The organism is Streptomyces vinaceus (assembly GCF_008704935.1).
Classification (GTDB): domain Bacteria; phylum Actinomycetota; class Actinomycetes; order Streptomycetales; family Streptomycetaceae; genus Streptomyces; species Streptomyces vinaceus.
This window is the reverse complement of sequence record NZ_CP023692.1, coordinates 3,340,746-3,363,994: the sequence shown is the minus strand read 5'-3', so window position 1 is coordinate 3,363,994 and position 23,249 is coordinate 3,340,746. Positions and strand designations below refer to the sequence as shown.

General features: G+C 73.2%; 18 protein-coding genes. 5 read left to right on the top strand and 13 right to left on the bottom strand.

The features are described 5' to 3' along the window. Positions 1 to 36 precede the first annotated feature (36 nt). Genes CP980_RS14920 through CP980_RS14885 form a run of 8 tightly spaced genes read right to left on the bottom strand, consistent with a single transcriptional unit; the run spans position 37 to position 7,390 of the window. Entirely contained in the window at positions 37 to 363 is a 327-nt protein-coding gene (locus tag CP980_RS14920; protein ID WP_099890114.1) for a hypothetical protein, read from the bottom strand. Further along, positions 360 to 944, bottom strand: coding sequence for a serine O-acetyltransferase (locus CP980_RS14915; protein ID WP_229907499.1), 585 nt, complete (start codon positions 942 to 944; stop codon positions 360 to 362). The genes CP980_RS14920 and CP980_RS14915 overlap by 4 nt, the downstream gene beginning before the upstream one ends. Beyond that, a complete protein-coding gene (locus CP980_RS14910; RefSeq protein ID WP_150528362.1) occupies positions 941 to 1,939 on the bottom strand; it encodes an isopenicillin N synthase family dioxygenase in 999 nt (332 codons plus the stop codon). Before CP980_RS14910 ends, CP980_RS14915 begins: the two co-directional genes overlap by 4 nt. A 38-nt stretch (positions 1,940 to 1,977) precedes the next feature. Further along, positions 1,978 to 2,721: a class I SAM-dependent methyltransferase gene (locus CP980_RS14905; RefSeq protein ID WP_150528361.1), complete on the bottom strand. Its 744-nt coding sequence runs from the start codon at positions 2,719 to 2,721 to the stop codon at positions 1,978 to 1,980. Then, complete coding sequence (locus CP980_RS14900) at positions 2,705 to 3,850, bottom strand: pyridoxal-phosphate dependent enzyme (RefSeq protein ID WP_150528360.1); 1,146 nt, start codon at positions 3,848 to 3,850, stop codon at positions 2,705 to 2,707. The genes CP980_RS14905 and CP980_RS14900 overlap by 17 nt, the downstream gene beginning before the upstream one ends. Continuing rightward, positions 3,847 to 4,824, bottom strand: coding sequence for a formylglycine-generating enzyme family protein (locus CP980_RS14895; protein ID WP_132759606.1), 978 nt, complete (start codon positions 4,822 to 4,824; stop codon positions 3,847 to 3,849). The genes CP980_RS14900 and CP980_RS14895 overlap by 4 nt, the downstream gene beginning before the upstream one ends. Then, positions 4,821 to 5,516, bottom strand: coding sequence for a GTP cyclohydrolase II (locus tag CP980_RS14890; RefSeq protein WP_132759607.1), 696 nt, complete (start codon positions 5,514 to 5,516; stop codon positions 4,821 to 4,823). Before CP980_RS14890 ends, CP980_RS14895 begins: the two co-directional genes overlap by 4 nt. After that, positions 5,513 to 7,390 (bottom strand): WD40 repeat domain-containing protein, encoded by a 1,878-nt coding sequence (locus CP980_RS14885; protein ID WP_132759608.1) that lies wholly within the window; start codon positions 7,388 to 7,390, stop codon positions 5,513 to 5,515. The genes CP980_RS14890 and CP980_RS14885 overlap by 4 nt, the downstream gene beginning before the upstream one ends. A gap of 420 nt (positions 7,391 to 7,810) precedes the next feature. On the opposite strand from CP980_RS14885, the gene CP980_RS14880 reads away from it, so the two are divergent. From CP980_RS14880 to CP980_RS14865, 4 genes are all read left to right on the top strand, one after another. After that, positions 7,811 to 11,209 carry an ATP-grasp domain-containing protein gene (locus tag CP980_RS14880; protein WP_229907500.1) on the top strand — a complete coding sequence of 1,133 codons (3,399 nt, stop codon included), beginning with the start codon at positions 7,811 to 7,813 and terminating at the stop codon, positions 11,207 to 11,209. Next, the gene (locus CP980_RS35120) at positions 11,206 to 11,757 is read left to right on the top strand and encodes an NADPH-dependent FMN reductase (protein ID WP_165937384.1); all 552 of its coding nucleotides are present in this window, start codon (positions 11,206 to 11,208) and stop codon (positions 11,755 to 11,757) included. The genes CP980_RS14880 and CP980_RS35120 overlap by 4 nt, the downstream gene beginning before the upstream one ends. Positions 11,758 to 11,833: 76 nt before the next feature. Continuing rightward, positions 11,834 to 13,219 (top strand): ATP-grasp domain-containing protein, encoded by a 1,386-nt coding sequence (locus CP980_RS14870; protein ID WP_167535832.1) that lies wholly within the window; start codon positions 11,834 to 11,836, stop codon positions 13,217 to 13,219. A 70-nt stretch (positions 13,220 to 13,289) separates the two neighbouring features. After that, positions 13,290 to 14,489 (top strand): MFS transporter, encoded by a 1,200-nt coding sequence (locus CP980_RS14865; protein WP_150528357.1) that lies wholly within the window; start codon positions 13,290 to 13,292, stop codon positions 14,487 to 14,489. Between the two features lie 78 nt (positions 14,490 to 14,567). On the opposite strand, the gene CP980_RS14860 is transcribed toward CP980_RS14865, so the two are convergent. Further along, positions 14,568 to 15,749 carry an IS701 family transposase gene (locus CP980_RS14860; protein WP_167535831.1) on the bottom strand — a complete coding sequence of 394 codons (1,182 nt, stop codon included), beginning with the start codon at positions 15,747 to 15,749 and terminating at the stop codon, positions 14,568 to 14,570. A 548-nt stretch (positions 15,750 to 16,297) separates the two neighbouring features. Between CP980_RS14860 and CP980_RS14855 the strand changes: the two genes are divergently transcribed. After that, a complete protein-coding gene (locus CP980_RS14855) occupies positions 16,298 to 19,204 on the top strand; it encodes an AfsR/SARP family transcriptional regulator (protein WP_308439437.1) in 2,907 nt (968 codons plus the stop codon). Positions 19,205 to 19,305: 101 nt separating this feature from the next. Here the strand turns inward: CP980_RS14855 and CP980_RS35115 are convergent, their stop codons facing one another. From CP980_RS35115 to CP980_RS14840, 4 genes are all read right to left on the bottom strand, one after another. Further along, positions 19,306 to 19,482, bottom strand: coding sequence for a hypothetical protein (locus CP980_RS35115; protein ID WP_165937387.1), 177 nt, complete (start codon positions 19,480 to 19,482; stop codon positions 19,306 to 19,308). Between the two features lie 212 nt (positions 19,483 to 19,694). Further along, complete coding sequence (locus CP980_RS14850; RefSeq protein ID WP_150528354.1) at positions 19,695 to 21,311, bottom strand: FAD-dependent monooxygenase; 1,617 nt, start codon at positions 21,309 to 21,311, stop codon at positions 19,695 to 19,697. Between the two features lie 16 nt (positions 21,312 to 21,327). Next, positions 21,328 to 22,152, bottom strand: a complete 825-nt coding sequence (locus CP980_RS14845; protein WP_132759614.1) for an arylamine N-acetyltransferase family protein — start codon at positions 22,150 to 22,152, stop codon at positions 21,328 to 21,330. Positions 22,153 to 22,222: 70 nt separating this feature from the next. Further along, positions 22,223 to 23,245, bottom strand: a complete 1,023-nt coding sequence (locus CP980_RS14840) for a 3-oxoacyl-ACP synthase III family protein (protein WP_132759615.1) — start codon at positions 23,243 to 23,245, stop codon at positions 22,223 to 22,225. Positions 23,246 to 23,249: the final 4 nt, after the last annotated feature.

Sequence of the window (23,249 nt, the reverse complement as noted above, 5' to 3'; positions counted from 1 at the left end):
GGGGAGCGGTCGCCCGTCGGCCCCCTCGCCGATACGTCACGCGTCGCTGTGGCCGCGGCGGTTGACCGAGGCGAGGAGGGCCTGGGCCGAGGCGAGGCCCGCGGCGTCGCGGCCGTTGCCGGCGAGGCTGTACGTGATCTCGGCGAGCAGGAGCGAGAGCCGGCCGTCGCTCGCCCGGGTCAGCGGTTCGGAGCCCTCCCAGACCGCGTCGCGTACCGCGTGATCGGTGAGGCAGCCCACCGGGTCGGCGGCCGTCAGCAGGCGCCGGGTGATGACGCGTTCGAGGTCGGTGGGCATCCAGTCGCCCGTGTCGAGGTCCTTGGCGAGTTCGAGGGTGCGCTCTCTGAGGGTGGCCGGCGTCATGCGGTGCTCCTTGAGTGGTGGGCGGCTTCTCGGACGGGGTCGATGCGGACCGCCCTGCCGGGGGCGGGGAGATCGCGCAGGATGAGGGAGTGTGCGCGGATCCGGTTGCCGGAGGCGATGGTGACCGGGCCCAGCACGGAGGCGCCGACGCCGATGAGCACGTCGTCGCCGATGACGGGGTGGCGGCGTACGCCGGGCTCGGGAGCCCGGGACCAGCCGCGTGATCCGAGGGTCACCCCGTGGTACAGCGTCACGTCGTCGCCGACGCGGGCGGTCTCGCCGATGACCACGCCGAAGCCGTGGTCGATGAAGGCCCGTCGGCCGATCCGCGCGCCCGGGTGGAGTTCCATGCCGGAGAGCAGGCGGCCGGCGAGCGTGAGGAGCCCGGCGGCGAAGCGGTGGTCGCGCAGGTGGAGGCGGTGCGCGATCCGGTGGAGGGCCAGCCCGTGCCAGGGCGAGTGGAGCAGGGCGTCGCGCAGGCGCGGGCGGGAGGGGTCGCGGGCGACGACGGTGTCGAGGTCCTCGCGGATCTGGCGCAGGAGGGAGATCCGCCGCGGGGTGCGGGGCCCGGCGCCGGTCACGGCCGGGCCTCCGCCGCCTGCTGGGCGTGCTGGGCGTGCTTGGTCTGCCGCGCGGGCCGGGCGTGCGGGGTCCGCTGGGAGTCCAGCCGGTTGATCCGGTACATCGTGCGCTGGAACAGGTCCTGCGCGGTCAGGGCGGGGTACCGGTCGGGCTCGCCGTCCACCGTGACGCCGCGGAGCGCGGAGAGCACCGTCCACGGGGTGGGGTGGCAGAACTGCACGATGGAGAGCCGCCCGCCGCCCTGCCCGGGTGCGGCGACGACGCGGTGGACGGTGGCGCGGGCCAGGCCGCCGGTGAGCCGTTCCAGGACCATGCCGACGTTGAGGACCGTGTAGCCCTCGGGTGCCTCCACGGAGGTCCACTCGCCGTCGATGAGGACTTCGAGTCCGGCGGCGGTGGCCCGGGGCAGGGCGGTGATCAGGTCGAAGTCCTGGTGCTCCACCATCCAGACGTGGTCCGCGGACGGGGCCTGCTCCATCGGCGGGTACCAGGTGGCCCGGTTGACGACGGGGCCGTCCTCCAGCATCTCCTCGAAGTAGCCGGGGCTCGCGCCGAGCGCCCCGGCCAGCCGGCGGACCACGTCGAGCTGGAACCGGGACATCCTCAGGTGGAGCTCGCTCAAGGCGGAGCCGATCCCGGGGATCAGGTGGTCGGGATAGTACGGCTGCGGGTAGCGGGCGGGGTAGCGCTCGCGCAGCGGGTGCGTGGAGGGCAGCGGGGCGCCCCAGTGGAACAGCTCCTTCCAGTCGGGGGTACGGCCCTTCTCGCCCCGCTCCACCAGGGGTGGGAGGTATCCGGACTGCCCGTTGGCGCCGGGTACCCGGCAGTCCGCCTTGACCTCGGCGGGCAGCTCGAAGAACGCGCCGAGCATGGCGTACGCCTCGTCCAGCAGGGTCTCCGGCACGGTGTTGCGCACCAGGAAGAAGCCGTCGCGCAGGGCGCTTCGGACGTGCTGGTCGTCGCCCTGGGCGTCGAGTGCGATCTCCTTGAGCATCTCCGGTCCCTCCTCTTTCTTCTCTCCTCCCGCGCCGCTCAGACCGCGACGAAGGACAGGGTCAGGTACTTGAGCTGGTGGCCCTCGTACTCGAAGTGGCGGTCGATCTCCAGGCGGCCGGTGAAGCGGAAGCCGTTCGCCTCGTAGAGCTCGGTGACGAGCTCCTCGGTGAGCCACCAGTTCAGCCGCCCGTCCGCGAGCGGGTGCGGGGTGATCTCCCCGTCGGGGCTCAGGAAGACGCTGACCACCCAGACCCCGCCCGGGCGCAGCATCTTGCGGCCGTGCTCCACCCAGGGGGCCCAGTCCTCGCGCCGCTGGTGGTGCAGGCAGCCGTTGTCGACGAGCAGGTCGAGGCCCTCGGCCCGGAAGGCGAGGAAGTCGCCCTGGTGGAAGCGGATCGAGCCGTGCGCGACCTCGGGGGTGTCCCATACGTCGAGCAGGTCGAGGCCGGTGACCTCGGCCTCCAGCCATTCGGCGAGGGAGGCCGTCTGCAGGCCGCGTCCGCAGCCGATGTCCAGGACGCGGGCCGGGCCGGAGCCCGGCTGCTGGTCGTCGGTGGGGGCGGCCGCGACCGCGAAGTGCGTGACGCGGTCGTTGGTGGTCGTGCCCGACCAGGAGTCGCGGTTGTTCTTGTACCACTGCTTGAAGGAGTTGCGGACGACCTCCCGGTAGCCGCAGTAGTTGCGTTCCGCGTGCCCGGCACTGCGGCCGGCGGCGGTCAGGACGGCGGACGAGCCGCGGCCCTGGGTGTCCCGTCCTTGGATGTCACGATCCTGCGGCATGCTCCCACTCCTCGATTGTTCCGCGGCTTGCGACGACCGCGACTGCGTTGCGCCCTCTCGGGCCTTGGTCGACTTCCACCGAGGCGGCGAGCCATGCGCCGGCCCCGCTGCCGCAGACGGCGATGCCGTGCTCCCGGCGCAGGTGGCGCATGGCCTGGACGGCCTGCGGATGGGCGACGGCGGTGAAGCCGAAGAAGTCCTCGGGGAACGCGGCGAGCAGGGGCTGGCGCAGGCCGTGGCCCAGTCCGCCCGTGCCGCTCATGCGGGGGGCTCCGTCGGGTGCGCGCTCGTCGCCGTAGACGGCCTCGGTGGGGAAGACGGCGACGGGGCGGCAGTCGGGCCAGGCGCTGCCCAGGGCCATGGCGGCGCCGGCCAGGCTGCCGCCGGTGCCGACGCCCGCGGTCACGGCGACCGGTTCGACCCCGTAGCCGGCGAGCTGCCCGATGATCTCCGCGCCGGTGTGCTCGCGGTGCAGGGCGGCGCCGACGGCGGCGCAGTGCTGGAGCAGCAGGTGCCGGTCCTCGCGTTCGGCCACGCGGACGGCCTCGTCCATCGCGCCGAGGAAGCCGGTGCCCTCGGGGGCGGTGGTGATCTCGGCGCCGTGGCGGCGCAGTTGGTCCAGCAGCCGCCGGGAGGCCCCGTACGGGACCACCAGGTGCAGGTCCAGTGCGAGCTGGGCGCACAGCTCGGCCAGGGCGACGGCGAGGCTGCCGCCCGAGTACTCGGCCAGCCGTATCCGGGGGGAGCCGGTCGAAGCGACCGCGGCGCACAACAGGGCGTACGCCGTACGGGATTTGACGGATCCGGAGGTGTTGGCGGCCTCCGTCTTGAGCCAGACCGTGCCCCGTCCGGCCCGGCTGGGCACCGGGACGAGTGGGGTGTCCCCGATGCCGGGGCGCAGGGCGGCGAGCCGGGGCAGCAGCCGGTGGGCCTCGGCCTCCAGCGGTGCGAAGGCCCGGGTGAGGTCGGCCAGGGACGGGGCGCGGTCGGCCAGGACGCGCCGGATGTCGGGGAAGGTGGTGCCGGTGGTGCCGGTGCTACCGGTGGTGCCCGTGGTGCCAGGGGTGGGGGCGGGGCCCGGGCCGGCGGCCACGGCGAGCTTCGGCCCGGGGCGGACGGCGGTCGTCATGAGGGTTGCTCGCTGGTGGCGAGGCGGAACCCGACGGGGTAGAGCGGCCCGGGGAAGGCGCCGTGGCGGCGCCGGGTGCGGGTCAGGTCGCCGAAGCGGGCGAAGGAACCGCCGCGGGCGATCCGGTAGCTGCCCATGGACTGCACCAGATGGTCGGCGACGTAGGGGCCGTCGGGGTAGGGCGCGTACTCGTCGGCGGTGAACTCCTCGACGTTGCCGCCCATGTCGTGGACGCCGTACGGGGAGCGGCCGGCCGGGAACGCGCCGACCGGGGTGGTGGTGTGCACGCCGGACTCGCGGGTGTTGGCCGCCTCCGGGTCGAAGCCGCCGGGCCAGGGGTAGGGCAGGCCCTCGGGGCCCTTGGCCGCGTGCTCCCACTCGGCTTCGGCGGGCAGCCGCCAGGGGTGTCCGGTGCGCTCGGTGAGCCAGGCGGCGTAGGCGTCGGCGTGCTCGGGGCGGACGCCGGCCACCGGGTGGTTGGAGCGGTCCCACGGGTAGGCGCCCAGGTACCAGGTGGTGGGGCGCTCCTCCAGGCCGGTGTCGGCGAGGAAGGCCCGGTACTCGCCGTTGGTCACGGGGTACGTGGCGATCCAGAAGTCGGCGATCTCCACGGTGTGCTCGGGGCACTCCTTGAGGATCCAGGACTCCTCCACGCCCACGTGCGCCCAGGCGTTGGTGACGTACCCGGCTTCGTCGGCGGGGAGGCCGATGCGGATCCGGCCGCCGGGCACGTGGCGGGTCGCGGGGCCGGCCCCGGAGGTGGGGGAGGGGATGCGGGGGTCGCCGAGCAGGCCGAGCACGTGGCCGGCGGCCAGGCGTTCGGCGGTCGGCAGCTCCGGGTCCTCCACGGCGGCGGCGAGCTCGTCGGGGGTGGTGCCGGGCAGCCGGGCGGGGTGCAGCCTGCCGGGGTCGGCGAGGCCGGCGTGCTCCTTGAAGTGCGGGGAGTCCGCGAGGTCTTCGAGTGAGAGTGTCATGCCGCGGCCTCCTGGAGCAGGGCGATGGTGTGGCCGGCGAGTTCGGCCTTGGCGGACAGGTAGCGGGAGTTCTCCGCGGTGACGTACACGCCCGTGGGGATCACCTCGGTGATCTCGATGCCGTGCGTGCGCAGCTCCCGCACCTTGTCGGGGTTGTTGGTGAGCAGGCGGATCCGGGTCAGGCCGAGGGCGTGGAGCATCGCGGCAGCGGCCGCGTAGTCCCGTTCGTCGTCGCCGCGGCCGATCATGCGGTTCGCGGCGAAGGTGTCGTGGTCCTGCGACTGGAGGACGTAGGTGTCGAGCTTGTTGTAGAGCCCGATGCCACGGCCCTCCTGGCGCAGGTAGAGCACGGCTCCGCCGTGGTCGGCGATCGCGCGGAGTGCCTCGTCGAGCTGGGGGCCGCAGTCGCAGCGGGCCGAGCCGAGGACGTCGCCGGTCAGGCATTCGCTGTGCAGGCGTACCAGCGGCGGCGCGGTGTCGGTGGGGGCGGCGGGGACGAGGACGGCGAAGTGCTCCCCAGGGTCGGGCAGGTGGTGGAAGGTGACGAGGTCGGCGCTGCGGTCGCGGACGCGGGAGAGGGTGACGGGCACGCGGGCCCGGACCGCCGCCGGGATCGTCCCGGGGAAGGCCGTGGTGACGGCGTCCGGGGCGGCTTCCGTGACGGCTTGCGGTGTCTCGGCCGAGGTCGTCATGCGGCCACCTGCTTCCGGTCGGCGCTCTGCGCGATGTCGTCGATGTGGAGGGTGTGCTGGATGTGGGCGCCGTACTCGTCCACGGCGACGAAGACGATCCGGCCGTCCCAGCCGGCCACGGCCACCCGCCCGTCGGCGAGCTGGAACATGCAGGACAGGCCCTGGGCGAACCCGGCGAGGACGCGGCCGGAGGCGAGGGTGCCCGCCGAGTCGGCCCAGTCGACCTGCCAGCAGTAGAGGTTGAAGTCGTAGGAGCCGGCGAGGACGGTGGGCCTGGCGGTGTCGCCCAGCAGCGAGACGCACTTGACGGACTCGTCGGAGCCGAGCAGCGTCTGCGGCGCGCCGGTGCTCCAGCCGCCGTCCTCGGTACGGGTGACCCGCCCGACCTTGACGGTGTGGTCGCGGGAGGCGCTGGCGACGACGGAGCCGGCGGGGCCGTGCAGCCCGGAGACCGCGTTGACGAGGTTGCCGTGCTCCCACAGCTTGGTGCGCCCGCGCGCGGTGCCCGCCTCGATGGTCCGGTCGGTGGCGGCGGACAGGAAGCCGCCGCCGGGGATCGGGGCGAGGGACTTCACCGACCCGCCGTGGGCCTCGATGCGCTCCTCCAGCCGCAGCGTGGCCGGGTCCACGACGAGGAACTCGCCGTTGTAGGTGCCCGCGATCAGCCGGCCGCCGTCCACGGTGAGGGAGGGGATCGGCGCGCCGAGGCACTCGCTGGAGGTGCGGGTGCCGTCGTAGCGGATGACGTGGCCGGAGTAGGTGCCCGCGTAGATCGTGTCGCCGTCGGTGGTGAGGGACAGGATCGGGCCGTCGGTGAGCTCGATGGGGGTGGCCCGGCTCTGGGCGCCGTTCTCGATGCGGACGGCGAAGACGGTGCCGGAGTCCCCGCCGATGAGCAGCTCGTCACCGCGCGCGGCCAGCGCGTTGGGCCCGTGGGTGGCGCGGTCGGGTCCGGACAGTTCGGCCGCGGTGGCCATGTCGTACAGGTGCGGGGCGTTGCGGAAGGAGCCCGCGGCGACCAGGCCCTGCGCGGCGGCGACGGAACGCGGCCACACGCGGAGGTCGGCGACGGTGTGCCGGCGCTCACCGGAGCGGTCGAACCAGTGCAGGGAGCCGTCGTAGGCGCCGACGACGAACGCGGAGTCGTCCTCGGCCCAGTCGACGGCGCGGGCGGCGGAGCTGGAGACCTCGACGGTCAGTACGTGCTCCAGCTCGCGGGTCAGCAGGTCGACGCGGCCGTCGTCGCGGGCCACGGCGAGGAGGTCGCCGGCCCGGGACCAGGCGCAGCCCTCGATGGAGGAGTCGTAGTGGCGCTTGCGGGTGGCGGCGGGGCCGGAGCCCGGGGCGGCGGCGGGGTCGCTGACGGCGACCAGGCCGTCCTCCCCGACCGTGGCGGCCAGGCCCTCGGCGCTGACGGAGACCATCATGCAGTGCGCCTCGTGGGAGCCGACCTCGGTGAGGAAGGTGCCGTCGAGTACGGACCACAGGGTGGCGCGGCCGTCCTCGGAGACGCAGATCAGGCGTTCGCCGTCGGGCAGCCAGGCCACCGAGTTGATGTCGTCGGTGTGCCGGGCCAGGACGTTGACGAGCGTGGCCGGGCCCTCCTGGGGGACGCGCCAGATGCCGACCGTCTTGTCGGCGGAGGCCGTCGCGAGCAGGGTCGGGTCGGCGGGGTTCCAGGCCGAGGAGTTGACGAGGCGGCGGTGGCGCAGCGTCGCGGTCTCCGCGGGGTGGGCGGGGTCGGCGGTGTTCCAGACGATGACGGTTCCGTCGTAGGACGAGGTCGCGAGGCGGGAACCGTCCGGACTGAAGGCCACGTGGGTGATCGGGGCCGAATGTCCGGTCCCCGATTTCGGGATGGAGATGGTGCGCACGCTGTCTCTGTCCTTTGCTTCGGAGCCGGAAAGATCGGGTTGAAGGGCGGGGGTGGGGGATACGGGTGTCCAGTTTCCCGGCATTCACGCTAATGGGCTCCGTAAAGGGCGGCGAAATACCGTCCGGCAATGTGGGAAGTCTTCGAACCTGATGGATTCGAATTCTTCTTCTTGACGTGTCATCGCAGGTCGTGGTGGGTCCAGGCGGAATCGGGGCGGGATCGCATCGGGAGCGAAACGGGAACGGGACGGGAATGGAACGGGAAGAGGTGATGGAGTGAGCGGCATTATGCGACTGCCGCTTGCCCTTCGTTCGTCTCCCCTTGATGCTTCGGTGAGAAGAGGACTCAAGGGGCTGAGCTCATGCATGTTGTTCTGTTGGAGACGGCATACGTCAGAGGCTTTGACGTCGTGGCAGAGATGGCCGACGACGGTATCGAGGTCACCTTCGTCACGGAGCGCCTGGACGCCTACCGCGCCAATGCCGGGTTCGAGCTGATCGAGCGCGCGGCGCGGGTGGTGGAGCTGGCGGACCTGTCCGGCGGCCACGATCTGGCCGCCCGGCTGCGGGGACGGCTCGGCCCCCACCCGGTCGACGGCGTCATCTGCCGCGACGAGAACCTCCTGCACGGCGCGGCGCGGTTCGCCCGCGAGCTGGGCCTGCCCCACGAGTCACCGGAGGCGGCCCGGCTGCTCGGCGACAAGTCGGCCGTACGGGAACGGCTCGGGAAGGCCGGGATCGGCAGTCTGCGCTGGCGCCGGGCGGTCACCGAGGAGGAGGGGCTGGCGGCGGTCGACGAGATCGGGCTGCCCTGCGTGGTCAAGCCGACGTCCGGCCGGTACTCGGTCGGGGTCACCGTGGCGTGGACCCGGGAGCAGGCCGCCGCCGGGCTGGCCGAGGTGCTGCGGGTCGCGGACGGGAACGGCGGCGCCCCCACCGGAGGGACCGGTGACGAGGAGGGCGGCGAGCGGCCCGTAGCGCTCGTCGAGGAGTACGCGGTCGGGCGCCACGTCAGCGCCGAACTGCTCGTCCAGGACGGGCGCGTGGTCCTGTACGGCTTCGCCGAGCGGGTCCCGGCGGCGCCCGGGACCACCGCCGAGCTGGGCGGGCACTTCCCGGCCCGCTTCCCGGGCATGGGCGCCGCGCGGCGGTTCGTCCTGGACGCCGTCGAGGCGCTGGGCGTGCGGGCGAGCGCGCTCCACGTGGAGCTGCTCCTCACGCCGACCGGCCCGGAGCTGATCGAGGTCAACGGCCGCATCGCGGGGCACGTGGTGACCCGGCAGATGTCGCTGGCCCTGGACCGCTCGATCGCCCGCGACCTGGTCGCCCTCGCCACCGGTGCGCCGGTCGAGGACGCGGCCCCGCCGGTGGCGACCGTGGCGCTGCGCGCCCTGTGGAGCCGGGAGGAAGGGATCGTGCGCGGTACGCCTCCCGGGCCCCGGGAACTGCCCGCCGGGGTGGTCGACTGCCAGGTGACCGCGGGACCCGGGGACCGGGTGCCGGCGCTGGGCACCAACCACGACCGGTTCGGGTACGTGATGGTGCGCGGCGCGGACGCGGCGACGGCCGTGCGGACCGCCGCGGAGGCCGCGGCCCAGGTCCAGGAGTCGCTGCGCATCGAGCCGGTCGCCGCCGAGCGGCCCGGGGCCGGGCCGGCGGGCCCGGAGCGCGGTGGCGTCGGCGGCGAGCACGTGGTGCTGCTGCTCGACGGGGACGACCCGGTCGAGCGGATCGTGGCCGCGGCCGGCGCGGTGACCGCGCGGCTGACCGTACTGCGGCGCGACGAGCTCACCTTCGACGAGGTGCGCGCGCGGTTCCTGGCGGCGCACGAGGGCGCCGCGGTGGCCGCGGTGCTGTCCTGGTCGGGCGCCTACGAACGCGAGGCGCGCGAACTGCGCGCGCTGGCCGCCGGAGCCGGCCGGGCGGACGAGCCGCGCAGCGAGGAACTCGGCGAGCTCGACGGGCTGCTGGAGGAGCTCGCCTTCGTCAGCGATCCCGTGCACACCGTGCTGGCCCTCGCGGCCGCCGGGGGCCGGGTGGACGTGCTCGCCGTGATCGACGAGAGCGGCGACCAGGCCGCCGAGGACGGCAGCACCGAGCGCCGCCTGACCGCCGGTCCGGTGCCCGCGCGGCTGCTGGCCCGCACCGTGGAGGCCGTGCGCGAGGCGGCGATCGAGGGACCGGCCCGGATCGTCTTCGGGGCGCGCAACACCCGCCCGCTGGTCCTGCCCGGCTTCGACCGGCAGGTCCTGGACCTCTACGACGCGGCCCACCGGCGGAGCCTGGTGGCGGCCGCCGCCGAGAGCGCCCTGGGCCGGCCGGTGTCCGCCGCCCTGCCCGACGCCGGGCGGGTCGCCGTGCAGCGCCACCTCCTGACCGGGCCGGGCCGCTTCCGCGTGGTCGCCGCGACCGGCGCCGAGGAGCTGTACGACCGGCCCGAGGTGGCCTTCGTACGGACCCCCCTCGACCGGGAGGGCGTCCACAGCGGGCCGGTGGTCAGGCTGGAGTACACCGCGGCCGCGCCGGACACGGTCCGCGCGGAGCAGGCGGTGGCCCGGATCGAGCGCTCGCTGCTGTGGAAGACCGAGCCGGCCGACCGCACGCACGTCCTGCTGCTGGACCGGATCGGGCCCGGGGTGTGGACCCGCGACGACGGCTCGCCGCTGCTGGACCCGGACCGCTTCCGGCTCAGCGTGCTGAGCTCGGCCGCGGGCGGCACCCAGGGCGGCGCCGCCGACTTCGCCGCCCGGACCGACGTGTTCGACCCGGACGGGGTACGGGTCCTGGCGGGCGCGGTGCACGCGCTGTACCCGGTGGACCGGGTCGCCACCGTCTCCGAGCGGCTGCTGGAGCCGGCCGCCGAGCTGCGGGCCCGCCTGGGCACGCCGGGCAGCGACCCGGCGACCGCGCGCAAGTTCGTGGACAAGGCGGTGATGAAGCGCATCGCCCGGCGGGCCGGCATCCCCACCGCCGAGGGGCACCTGATCCACACCCCCGAGGACGTCACCGATCTGTTCGCCCGGCACGGGCGGGTCGTGGTCAAGCCGCGGGACGGTTCGGGCTCGTACGGGGTGTCGGTGCTCACCGACGCCCGGCAGGTCGAGCGGTGGGTGCGCGAGGAGTTCGCCCCCGGCACCCACCTGTGCGAGGGGTTCGTGGCGGGCGACATGTGCCACATCGACGCCGTCGTCCACGAGGGCGAGGTGATCTGGGACGTCTCCCGGTACGTGAGCGACACCCTGGCCGTCTCCCGGGTGGAGCCGCTCTCCTCCATCACGGTCGCCGACCCCGCCGTGCGCGCGGCCGCCCGCGAGCTGCTCGGCCGGGTCGTCGACGCCTGGCAGGTCAGGGCCGGGGTGCTGCACCTGGAGGCCTTCCTGGACGAGGCCGGGTCCTTCACCTTCTGCGAGGTGGCGGGCCGCCCGGGCGGCGCGGGCATCCGCCAGGCCTTCCTGGCCACGACCGGCGTCGACCTCTTCCACGCCAAGGTCCTGACCGACGTGGGGCTGGACCCGAGGGCCGGCCGCATCGCGCCCGTGGGTGCGTACGCCGGCTGGACCGTGCACTTCACGGTCGGCGGGATGCTGCTGGACTTCGACGACTCGGCGGTCGCGCAGGACGCGTACTACCGCAACGTGCCGTACCGGATCGGCGACGTGGTCCCGCCGCAGCCGTTCTCGGGGACGGGCGCCTGTACGTACGTCTTCACCCACGACTCGCACGAGGAGGTCCGCCGGCTGGTCTCGCGCGCGGAGCACGAGGTGCGCCTGGTGATCGGGCTGGAGCCGAAGCCCGGGTCGGCGGGGGCCGGGCGGTGATACTCGGCATCCTCGGCAGCGCCTCCGCGGACTCGGTCTCGCGCCGGGTCCTGGAGGTGGCCGCCCAGCGGATCGGGGCGGCCGGGGCGGCGTACGAACTCCTCGACCTGAGCGTGGAGTTCCCCGGACGCCACCGGATCGAGGACTACGACGACCCGCCCCCGTACAGCCAGACGGCGGCCCTGCGCGCCCGCGTCGCCGAGGCGAGCGGCGCCGTCTTCGCCACGCCGGTCTACCACGGCTCGTACAGCGGGCTGCTCAAGAACGCCCTGGACCACCTCACCGGCGACGCGCTGGCCGACCGGCCCGTGGGGCTGATCGCCGCGGGCGGCGGACCGCGTGGCGCGGGCACCGCCTGCGACCAGATGCGGGCGGTGGTCAGGGCGCTCGGCGGGTGGGCGGTGCCCACCCATGTGGCCTCCGCCCGAAGCGACTTCACACCGGGGGTCCCGCTGGAGGAGCTGCACATACGGATGGACCGGATGGTGGGCGAACTGCTCTCGTTCCGCTCCGCCCGCCGGCTCCCGGCGGCCCTCGCCGGCCGATGACGCGCGGAGCCGCCGGCCCCCCGATGCCCGACCACCGTATCCGCGAAGCGAAGCCCGTCACCTGAAAGGACGCGCCATGACCCCCCGCTCCGCCCGCCCGCCCGCCGGCCCCGAGGACCAGCCGCACCTGCTGCTGATCTCGGGGATCGGCGGCCATCCGCCCGCCGCGGCGCTCGACTCCCTCGCGCGGATCGGCCCGGCCGTCTCCGTCGTCCACATCGCGGCCTGGGGCGACCCGGAACCGGTGCGCGCCGACTGGGCCGCACGCGCGCTGCGCGGCGAGTTCCTCACCGCGGCCGACCTCGACGACGCCGTGACCGTCGGCCTCGCCCTCCACGAGCGGTATCCGCTGTCGGGCGTGGTCACCTACTCGGAGCTGCTGCTGCGGCCGCAGGCCGAGCTGGCCGAACGCCTCGGGCTGCCGGGCAACACCCCCGAGGCGGTGGGCATCGCCCAGTCCAAGTCCCGCCAGCGGCAGGTCTTCGCCGAACACGGCGTGCCCTCACCGCGGTTCGCGGAGATCCGGGAGGAGGCCGATCTGGCGGAGGCGGCCCGGAGCATCGGCCTGCCGGCCGTCTTCAAGCCCTCGCTCGGCGCCGGCAGCCAGAGCGTGCGGCTGGTCCGCACGTACGGGGAACTCGTCGAGGCGTACCGCGACGGCCGGGCCACCGTCTCGGCCTTCCTCCAGAGCGAGGACGTCTTCCTGCTGGAGGAGCGTCTCGCACTGGAGGCGGACGGAGACAGCGGCTGGGCCGCGTACTGCAGCGTCGAATCGCTCCTCGCGGCCGGGGAGCGGCACCACCTGGCCGTCTCCGACCGGATCCGGCTGCGCCACGGCTACGCCGAGGAGGGCGCGTCGATGCCGTCGAGGCTCGACGCGGCCGTCCAGGCGGCGGTCGTCGACTGCGCGGACCGGGCGATCCGGGCCATCGGGCTGACCACGGGGGCCGTGCACACGGAGATCGCGCTGACCCCGGACGGGCCGCGCGTCATCGAGGTCAACGCCCGTGCGGGCGGCCCCATGCCGGTCATGTTCGAGGTCGGCGCGGGATACGACTACGCCGAGCAGATCGGCCGCAGCGCACTGGGGCTGGCGCCGGACACCGCGGCGCGGTTCACGCGGACGGCCCTGGTGAGGATGGTCCCGATCCCGGCCGGCGAATGGCGGGTGACCGCCCAGACCCCGGTACCGGAGCTGATGGCGGCCCACCCCGAACTGGCCTACGTGCGACCGAGGTTCGAGGTGGGCCAGTCCGCGAGCCGGGACCGGACCCTGCACCTGGCGACGTTCATGCTGGGCGCGCCGACGCCCGCCGCGGCCCTGGAGCTCGCGGGCCGGATCGAGCGGGCCCTCGGCATCGAACTGCGGGAGGCCGGCGCACCGGCCGGGCCCGAGCCGCTGCCCGGGCCCGAGCCACTGCCCGAGCCGCTGCCCGAGTCCGCCCTGGCCCGGGCCACATAGCCGTGGACCCACACCCCCTGCCCCGCCCGACTCCGCAATCCCGCCTACTCATGACGTGGGGATCGCTTCGATGAGGAAACGCATCTACGCCACTGGACTGTCCGACGCCGTCGGACTCGGGATGTACCTGTCCCTGTCCGTCCTCTTCTTCCACAAGGCCGTGGAACTGCCCAACGCCGAGATCGGGCTGGTCCTCGGCATCGCCGGCATCACCTCGCTGCTGGGGGCCATGCCCATCGCGCGGGCCGCCGAGCGCTTCGGCACCCGTACGGTGCTCACCGTGCTGTTCCTGGTCCGGGCCGCGGCCTTCCTGGCGCTGGCCGTGTCCTCCTCCTTCGTCTCCGCCCTGCTCGCCTCGGCGGTCGCGGGCGTCCTGAGCCGGGGCATCAGCCCGCTGATCGAATCGGGCCTGATCGCCCGCGCGAGCAACGAGGAGGCGGTCGGGGCGCTCGCCCGGCTCCGGTCGCTGCGCAACGCCGGCATGGCGGCCGGCGCGCTGCCCTCCGGGGCGGCCATCGCGATCGACGAGGCCTGGGCCTACCGGGCCGTGATGGTGCTCTCCGCCGTCCTGTTCATCGGCTGCGCCGCCGTCTGCCGCACCCTGGACGAGGGCGGGCGCCCGGCCGGGGCCGCGCGGGGCGGCCCCTCACGCGGCAGTGTCCTGCGCGACCGGGCCTTCCTGCGCATCACCGTCCTGTACGGCGCCCTGACCATGTCGGCGCTGGTCCTCGGACTCGGGGTCCCGCTGTGGGTGGTCCAGCAGACGCAGGCCCCCACCTGGACCGTGACCCTGGTCCAGGTCCTCAACACCGCCGTCGTCGTCGCCCTCCAGGTCCGGATCAGCAAGGGGTCGGACGACTTCCGCACGGCCCGCAGGATGATGCGGCGCGGCGGGCTGCTGTCGGCTCTGGCAGCGGGGGTCGTACCGCTGACGGCGTTCGGCGACGCGACCACGAACCTGGCCCTGGTGGTCGCAGCCGCGCTGCTCTTCTCCCTCGGGGAGCTGTACATCATGTCCGGCGCCACCGGCGTCGCCCTGCTGCACATCCCCGAGGGCCGCAAGACCGGCTACCTCGCCGCCTTCAACCTCGGCTTCGCCGTCACCACCGTCGTGGGGCCCCCTCTCATCACCACCTCCGTCGGCTGGGGCGGCTGGTCCTGGCTCGGCTGGGCCCTCTACTTCACCACCGTCGGCCTGGTCGCGATGCGTGTCCCGCAGCCGGCCCCGGCCGCCGGGAAGTCGCCGCAGACCGCGGGAAGCCCCGCGTGAGGCGGGCCGAGGGAGCATGGGAGCGGGCCCCGAACATTCCCCTCTGCTCGGCGTACCGTCATCCTCGGACGACACGCCTCAGCCCATCTGCCGCAGCGGCCGGTTCCGCGACGGAGTGTCGGACGAATTCTCCGCCCGAGTGCGGCCAGCGGCGTGGTCGGCGCCGATCGCGACGCTGTGGGCGGCCGAGGCGAGCGTGAGGTGACGGTGCCAGCCCTTGAAGGAGCGGCCGGCGAAATCGCGCAGGCCGGCCCGCTCCCCGGTGACGGCGCTGTCGAAGGCCGTCCGCCGGCTGAGCTTGGCCAGCCGCATCAGCCCGTCGAGCGAGGTGGTGGTGAGGTCCGTGAGCCACAACTCGCTGGGCGGGCCGTTGCGGTTGGTCCACTCGCCCATCAGCAGCCACTGCTGCGGACCGGCCGGCGAGCGGCGCGGCTGCGGCAGCTCGACGCGTATGCCCGCCACCAGGGTGCTGCGTACGACGGGCGTCCCCGACGAGGGGTCCAGCCATTCGACGGGCCGGCGCAGCCCGCGTACGTGCTGGAGCATGTCGGACAGCGGTATCGGTCCGGCGCCGTACCCGGGCATGGCCGTGTCGGCGACCCGCAGCTGGTCCATGGGCCGCATCCGGGCCATGACGGGAACTCCCGCGGCGTGGAAGCGGCTGAGCACCGCGCTGCTGACGAAGTCGCGGGAGGGCAGCACCACCGGGCGGCGCTCCACGTCGCCCCAGGCGAGGAGTTCGAGGGCGGAGGCCGTGGCGCACTCGCCCGGGGACTCCTCGTCCACCCAGTCGGGGATGTCGGCCCGGCGGCGCTTCTCCTCGTCCTGGAGCCAGGAAGGGGAGAGGTACAGGCGCCAGTTGACCGGCGTGCTCATCGTCTCCGAGGCCATCCACAGGCCGAAGGAGTGCTGGCCGTGGACGGAGTGCCCGAGCTCCGGGACGAACCGGCGGTCTATCCCCGCCGACTGCTCGCCCGCCTTCTGGATCGGCATGGACTGGATGACCCAGGCCTTGGGCTGGACCGTCTGCTCCACGTGCCGGGCGAGCGCCGCGCGCATCGGGGCCCAGTTCCAGGTGGATTCGCTGATGAAGTGGTGCAGCGACTGCTCGGTGCCGGCTCCGCCGACGACTCCGGCCATGTTGCGGATCGACTTGCGCCCTTCCGCGTAGAGCAGTCCCCGCAGGTACTGCTCGCCGCGGGCGCGCTGGTCGCTGCGGCGCAGCGACATGAACAGCTGCGGTGCGAGCTCCGAGATCATCGCTTCGACGATCTGCGCTCTGTGGTCGGCCGTCGTGGTCGACGGTATGGCGGGTGGGGAGTGGGGGTCCTGTGCCGGAGGGGCGGCTACAGGTGCTTGGTAGGCGCTGTGCGCGGCGGCAGGCCGGGTGCCGGAATGGTTCGCCGCGCGGCGCACGGTCCGCCGGCTGGCGCCGAGGCCGAAAGTCTTCATCGCTGCTCCTGAGTCCGAGTCAGGACGCAACTGTGCGAGGAGCCGTTCCCGCTTCGTTCCCTCTTCGCTACCGCTTCCTCCCGGAAGCTCTTAGGATCCTGGGGAAGGCTCTTCAGCAGGGGGCATTGAGGGGGATGGGCAAGGAGGCCATGGCGAATTCTGTGGAAAGCCAGGTGCGTTTCAACATTCTCGGACCACTTGAAGGGTGGACGGCAGGAGATCGGTTAAAGCTCGGCGGTCAAATTTACGAACGAGTTCTTGCCACCCTGCTGCTCGAACCGGGAAATATTGTCCCGGTTGTCCGCCTTGTGGAGGCGGTATGGGATGAGGAACCTCCGGTAACCGCTTCCCATCAGGTGCGCAAGGCCGTCGCCGACCTGCGGCGTCGGATCCCGGGGGGCGGGAAGCTGATCGTCACGGACGGTCCCGGCTACCGCGTGCAGGTGACGGACGAGCAGCTCGACCTGCTCGAATTCAACGGCCACATACAGCAGGTCCGGCGCGCCGTCGCCGTGGGCCAGTCCCAGGAGGCGGCCGACCAACTGCGCGCCGCCCTGGCGCTGTGGCGCGGCCCGGTGATGTCGGGCGCGGGCGGCCCGGTGGTCGAGGCTGCGGGCGCCGTACTGGAAGAACGCCGGCTGGGGGCGGCCGAGCAGCTCTTCGAACTGCGCCTGTCGCTGGGGGAGTCCGGGGAACTCATCGGCGACCTGCGCACCCTCATCGCCCAGCACCCGCTGCGGGAATCGCTGCGCGGCCACCTGATCCTGGCCCTGTACCGCTCCGGGCGGCAGGCCGAGGCGCTCGCCGAGTACGCCAAGGTCCGCGAACTGCTCGTCGAGGAACTCGGCATAGACCCCAGCGCGCAGCTCACCAAGCTGTACGAGGACATCCTGCGCGCCTCCCCCGAACTCGCGGGCCCGGCCGCCCGGCCGGTGTCCGTGGCCGCCCCGCCCGCGCCGCAGTCCCCGGAGGCGGCCGGTCCGGACGCCCCGAGATCGGAGCCTCCCGGACTGGGGAGCAGCCGTTTCCCGACCCTCGCCTCGCTGCACGGGGCCCCCTGCACCCTGCCGCCAGGCATCCCCGACTTCACCGGCCGCGAGCGCGAGCTGGCCGAGGTCCTGGATGCGTGTCGGCAGGACGCGGGGGAAGGACCCCGGGTCGTCGCGATCGACGGCATGGGCGGCTGCGGCAAGACCTCGCTGGCGGTGCGCACCGCGTACCAGCTCGCCGAGGAGTACCCGGACGGGCAGCTCTACGCCGACCTGCGCGGCTTCACCCCCGGTGAGAAGCCGCAGCGGCCGGCCGCCACCCTCTCGGGCCTGCTGCGCACCCTCGGGGTGGCGGCCGACAGCATCCCCGACGACGAGGCGGGCCTGATCGGCCTGTGGCGGGCCACGCTGACGGGCCGGCGCCTGCTGCTGCTCTTCGACAACGCCCTCGACGCCGGCCAGGTGCTGCCGCTGCTCCCGTCCGCAGCCGAATGCCTGGTACTGGTGACCAGCCGGGCCCGGCTGCTCGACCTGGACGGGGCGGACTGGATCTCGCTGGGGGTGATGGAGCCGCAGGAGAGCCGGGCGATGCTCGCCGACATCCTCGGCGACGACCGGGTGGCCAGGGAGCCGGAGGCCGCCGCCGAACTCGCCGAGCTGTGCGGTCACCTGCCGCTGGCCCTGCGGCTGGCGGTGGCGCGCCTGCGCAACCGCCCCCGCTGGACCGTGCGCTACCTGGTCGAGCGGCTGGAGGACGAGACCCGGCGGCTGGACGAGCTGAGCGCGGGCGAGCGCAGCGTGGCCGCCACGCTCAGCCTGTCGTACAAGGCCCTGGAGCCCGAGCTCCAGGGCGCGTTCTGCCTGCTCGGCCTGCACCCGGGCGCCGAGGTCGACGTCTATTCGGCCGCGGCCCTGCTGGAGACCGGGGTCCGGGACGCGGAGGACATGCTGGAGGACCTCCTCGACATGCACCTGCTGGTGCAGAACGACCCGGGGAGGTACGCCTTCCACGACCTGGTGCGCACGTACGCGCTCTCGCTCGGCGAGGGCAGGAGCGGGCGCGAGGCCCGGGAGGCCGACGGCCGGCTGCTCGGCTATTACACGGCGGCGACCGAGGCCGCGTGCACGCTGCTGTTCCCCACCCGCCGCAGCATGGACGTGGACTCGCCCGGTCCCGCGTACGCGCTGCCGCCGATGCGCCGCGAGGACCGCACCCTGGAGTGGTTCGACCGGGAGTCGGCGGGCATCCAGACCCTCCTGGCCCGGGGCGGCCACGAGGAGCGCCCACAGCTGGTGTTCGCCCTGGCCCGCAACGCGTCTTTCCACCTGAACCTGCGCGGAAGGTTCGTGGAGTTCGAGTCGGTGTGCCGGGCGGGCCTCATCGCGACGCGGAACATGGGCGATCCCCTGCTCATCTGCCAGACCCTCAACAACCTCGGGGTGGCGCGCTGGAGGCTGGGCCGGTTCCCCGAGGCCGTGGACGCGGCGGAGGAGGCACTCGACTGGGCCCGGAAGGCCGGAGGTCTGGACGACGAGGCCGTGTGCCTCGGACTGCTCGGTCTCGCGCACTACGCGCTGGGGAACCTGGCGAGCTCGTACGGCTACACGACCGAGGCGGTACGGGCCTTCCAGAAGGGGGACGGCGCCGGTCTCGTCCAGCAGCAGGCGGAGGACCTCAACACGCTCGGCACCGTCTGCCTGGCGCTCGGCCGCCACGACGAGGCGGCCGATGCCCTGCGCAAGGTCATCGAGATCTGCCGGGCCTACCCCTCTCCGGGGGTGGAGGTCACCGCGTGGACGAGCCTGGCCCTGGCCCAGATCGGCAAGGGCGATTTCCAGGCCGCCCACGACAGTGTGACGCGGTCGTGGGCACTGAGCGCCTCCGCCATGGAAGAGAACCTGGTCCTCGCGCTCGCCGTCTCCTCCGACGTGAGCGACCGGCTGGGCGACGCCCGCCGGGCGCAGGAGCACGAGGACCGGGCCCTGGAACTGATCAGCCCCCGGACCTCGGCGCAGCGGCGCTCGCGGGTGGACAACCTCCTGGCGCTCAAGCACGGCCGCAACGGCCGGTACGAGGAGGCCCTGCGGCTGCACGAGCGGGCGCTCGACGTGGCCGAGGGGATGGGCTACCGCGTCGAGATGGCCCACGCGCTGGACGGGATGGCGGCCGCGGCCGAACGGCTCGGCCGGCCGACCGCGGCCGAGTACCGGGAGCGAGCCGACTTGCTCTTCGATGCCATGGGGGTGCCGCCGGAAGGGCGCCGCACCTCCTGAGCGGGGCGCGGGCGCGCGGCGGGCGCCGCGCGGCACGACCGTAGAACAGTGGGCCCCGTCCGGTACCGGACGGGGCCCACTGTGTGCGCGGCGGGAGCTGGTCAGATGCCCTTCGGGGGCACCGGGGGGTTGGTGGGGGCGACGCCGGGGCCCTTGTCCTCGGCCAGTACCGAGTGGCCCTTGGTCCCGTCGGTGTGGTCCTGCTCGACCGCCGTACCCAGGCCGAGGGTGAGGGCGAGGGCGACGATACCGACCAGACCAGCGAACTTGCCGCGCATTTCGAACCCCTTGTGTGTTTGGAAATCCCGTGTCGCTTTCGACGTGACAGAGATTCGCAACGGGGCTTCCTGCTCCAGTCCCTCTCCGTTCCCGCTTGAGTGGGCGGTGGTATGGGAACGGAACGGGAACGGGCAGTCTAACGAGGAAACCGGTGGGCTATCCGGTATTTGATTGGCCGAATATCGCCGTTCGGATATCGGTGGATTGCCATTCAAGAAAAGGAGAGTCGGAGTTCCGCTTCGAGTCGTCCCAGATCCCGCGCATGGCCGTGAGCGGCGATATGACCGTCCGGCCGGATCAGGTAGAACCCCGCGGAGCGACATCCGGCCTGCGGGGCGGCGTCGCGGCGCCGAAGCGTCACTTGCCGCAACAGTGGCCATTGCGCCACGATGTGGCCCAATTCCTCTTCCCAGGCCCTGTTCCCGTCCGGGACGACCGCCAAGTTCCAGCCGTGCGGGTCGGCGTCCGCTCCGGAGATCCCGTACGCGAGTGCCAGACGGCGCGGGAAGACCGCCCCGACCTCCAGTGCGCCGGGCAGGGAACGCCGTACGCGGCAGCCCGTCCAGCCCGAGGGCTGCTGGGTGTCGCGGACCGGCGGGTAGGAGAGCCGGCGGCCGGCCATTACCGGGGCGTAGAACTCCGAGACGATCCCGGTCCGGTCGAGGAGCCGGAACGCCGCGTCGCGCGCCGCCACCGTGGCCCTGGACTTGAACAGCCAGGCCCTGGTCTGGAAGTCGGTGTCCCGCACGAGCTGCCGGGTGACCTCCGCACGCTCCTCGCCGTACGAGGAGAGCAGCGAGGAGGGGGACTCGCCCCGGATCACCGCGGCCAGCTTCCAGGCGAGGTTGTGCGCGTCCTGGAGGCCGTTGTTCATGCCCTGCCCGCCGGCCGGACTGTGTACGTGGGCGGCGTCGCCCGCCAGGAAGACCCGGCCGCGCTGGAACTCGCTCGCCCGCCGGGCGTGAACCCGGAACACGGCCTTCCAAACCGCCTCCTTGATCCGTACGCCGCGGGGCCCGCGCTCGTCGATGACGGCCTGCATCATCGGGACGTCGACCTCGCCGCCGCCCTGGGGCATCACCGACAGGAACCGGAAGATCCCGCCCGGGATGGGCACGATCACCAGCGCGCCGTTGGCGGACTGGTAGAAGTGGCACTCGTCCGGAGGTAGGTACCCATCGATGCGGGCATCGATGAGTGCGAACGCCATCTCGTACGTCGATCCCTCGAATCCGACGCCGAGTTGGCCCCGGACGGCGCTGCCGGCGCCGTCCGCGCCGACGACGAACGGCACCTTCAGCCGCTGCAGCCCCTCGGGGGTCTCCAGCACCGCCGTCACGCCGTCGGTGGCCTCGATCCGGCCGGAGTAGTCCAGCCCGTCGAGGGCCAGCAGCCGCACCCCGCGCTCGATCTTGCCGCCGAGCTCCTCGAACCGCTGGGTGAGCAGCCGCTCGGTGACGTGCTGGGGCAGGGTGCGGCACGCCAGGTCGTCCGAGAACCCGAAGGAGGCCAGGGGGCGCCGTTCGGAGAAGTAGCTCAGCGTGTTGATCCGTACGGACTCCTCGTCGACCACGCCGCCCAGACCGGTGTCCTCCAGGATGTCGAGGGCGCGCGGCCAGACGGACAGGGCCTTGGGGGTCAGCATGGGTTCGACGGCACGGTCGATCACGCGGACCCGGATGCCGCGCCGCAGCAGTTCGACGGCGGTCAGCAGGCCGGTGGGGCCGGCCCCGACCACCAGGACGTCCAGGTCGGACGCCCCGGCGGCGGCGGGTACCGCTTCGCCCTCTCTCGTGGGCCGGCTCTCGCCGGCTATCAGGTCAGCCATGGCCTCTGGGACTCTCTCAGTCGGTGCGGACGCCGGTGGTGATGGAGTTCTCCGGCTCGGTGGGCAGTCGGTCGAGGCTGATGCCGAAGTGCGTCTTGTACGCGGCGATGACCTCGGCGTCGTCCTGGAGGACGGTCTTCGAGCGCTGGTCGCCGTCGACGACGTTCAGGTGGCGGCCCTTGAGGGTCACCAGACCGTTCTCGGTGCGGATGGAGCAGAACAGCGCCTGCATGAAGGAGGAGTCGGGCGCGGTGCGGTACCACCACAGCGACGGGGCGTAGTCCTCGATGCGGACCGGGGTCTCGACCACCTGGTACAGCGGGCGGCCGCCGAGCCACAGGTCCACGGTGCCGGGCTTGTCCTCCACGTCCTTGAGCTGGTACTCGCCGTGCGGGTCGCTCTGGACCTCACGGCTGTTCCAGTCGAGGGGGAAGCGGCTGTTGCGGCCGAAGCCGGTGTCGACGAGGTAGGCGTCGTCGCCGATGGTGACCTTGAGGGCGAGGTGGCCGAGGAACGGCCCCACGCCCTCCGGGCGGTGCACGCGGCCCGGCAGGATGTCGACCTCGTAGCCGAGGGCCTCCAGCACGAAGCCGAGCGCCGGGTTGACCTCGTAGCAGCCGCCGCCGCGGTTGTCGATCGCCACCTTGTCCACGGACCGCTTGTCCATGTGGATCTCGCGGCCTTCGAGGTGGTAGTCGAGGTTCTCGAACGGGACCGACAGCACGGCGCGCTCGGCCAGGTGGCGCAGGCCGGCCAGGTCGGGCTGCGCGGGCCGGCTCGCGCCGATCCGGGTGAGGTAGGCGTCGACCCGGGCGTCGTCGATCGGGGTTGCGTCCAGCATGGAATCTCCTTGAAGGGTGTCGCCCCCCGGGACGGGGGAGGGCGGGGAGGGGGGTCCTCGGGGGGAGGGGCTACCAGCGGATGAGCGACAGACCCAGGGCCATGCCGCCGCCGAAGCCCGCGAGCAGGACCAGGTCGCCGTCGGCCAGCCGGCCGGAGCGCGCCGCGCGGTCGAGGGTGATCGGGACGGAGGCGGAGCCGGTGTTGCCGTACCTCTCGTACGTCGTCCAGGTGCGGTCGGTGCCCACGCCGATTTCCTCGGAGAGGTTTTCGAGCATGCGCCCGTTGGCCTGGTGCGGAACGAAGTGCGCGATGTCCGCGGGTGTGAGGTCGTTTTCCGAAAGGAATGCGTCGATTGCGGGAGGGACGTTCGCGGCGACGAAATCGCGGACGCCGCGGCCGTTCATCGTGAAGTACTGGAGTCCCTCGGCGAGGGTTTCGGCGGTGGTCGGAATGCGGCTGCCGCCGCCGGGGACCTCGATGAGGTGGCGGTCGGCCGCGAAGCTGGCCAGCCGGTTCGCCAGGACGCCGCGCCCTTCCCCGGCCGCCGGGCCGAGGACGACGGCGCCGGCGCCGTCACCGAACAGGATCGTGGTACGCCGGTCCTCCCGATTGAGGATCCGGGAGTACACGTCGGCGCCGATGACGAGGGCGTAGCCCTCGCCGGTGGCGGACGCGAGCATGCCCTGGGCCGTGGCCAGGGCGAACAGGAAGCCCGTGCAGACGCCGTTGACGTCGAAGGCGGCCGTGCCCTGGTCGGCGCCGAGTTCGGCGGCGACCACGGCCGCGGTCGGCGGCTGGGGCTGGTCGGGGGTGGACGTCGCCACCACGATGAACGACAGCTGCCGGGCGCGGATGCCGGCGCTCTCCAGCGCCGCCCGGCCCGCGATCACCGCGAGATCGGATGTTGCTTCATCGGGCTTCGCCCAACGCCGCTCGCGTATTCCCGTCTTGCCGAGTATCCATTCGTGATCGACTCCGGCCGGCGCTCCGACTTCTTCGTTGGAAACGACATGAGCCGGTACGTACGACCCCGTACCGAGCACGCCCACCGAAAAAGCATTGCGCGCACCGTGATTTCCCGTCGTGATCATTTCT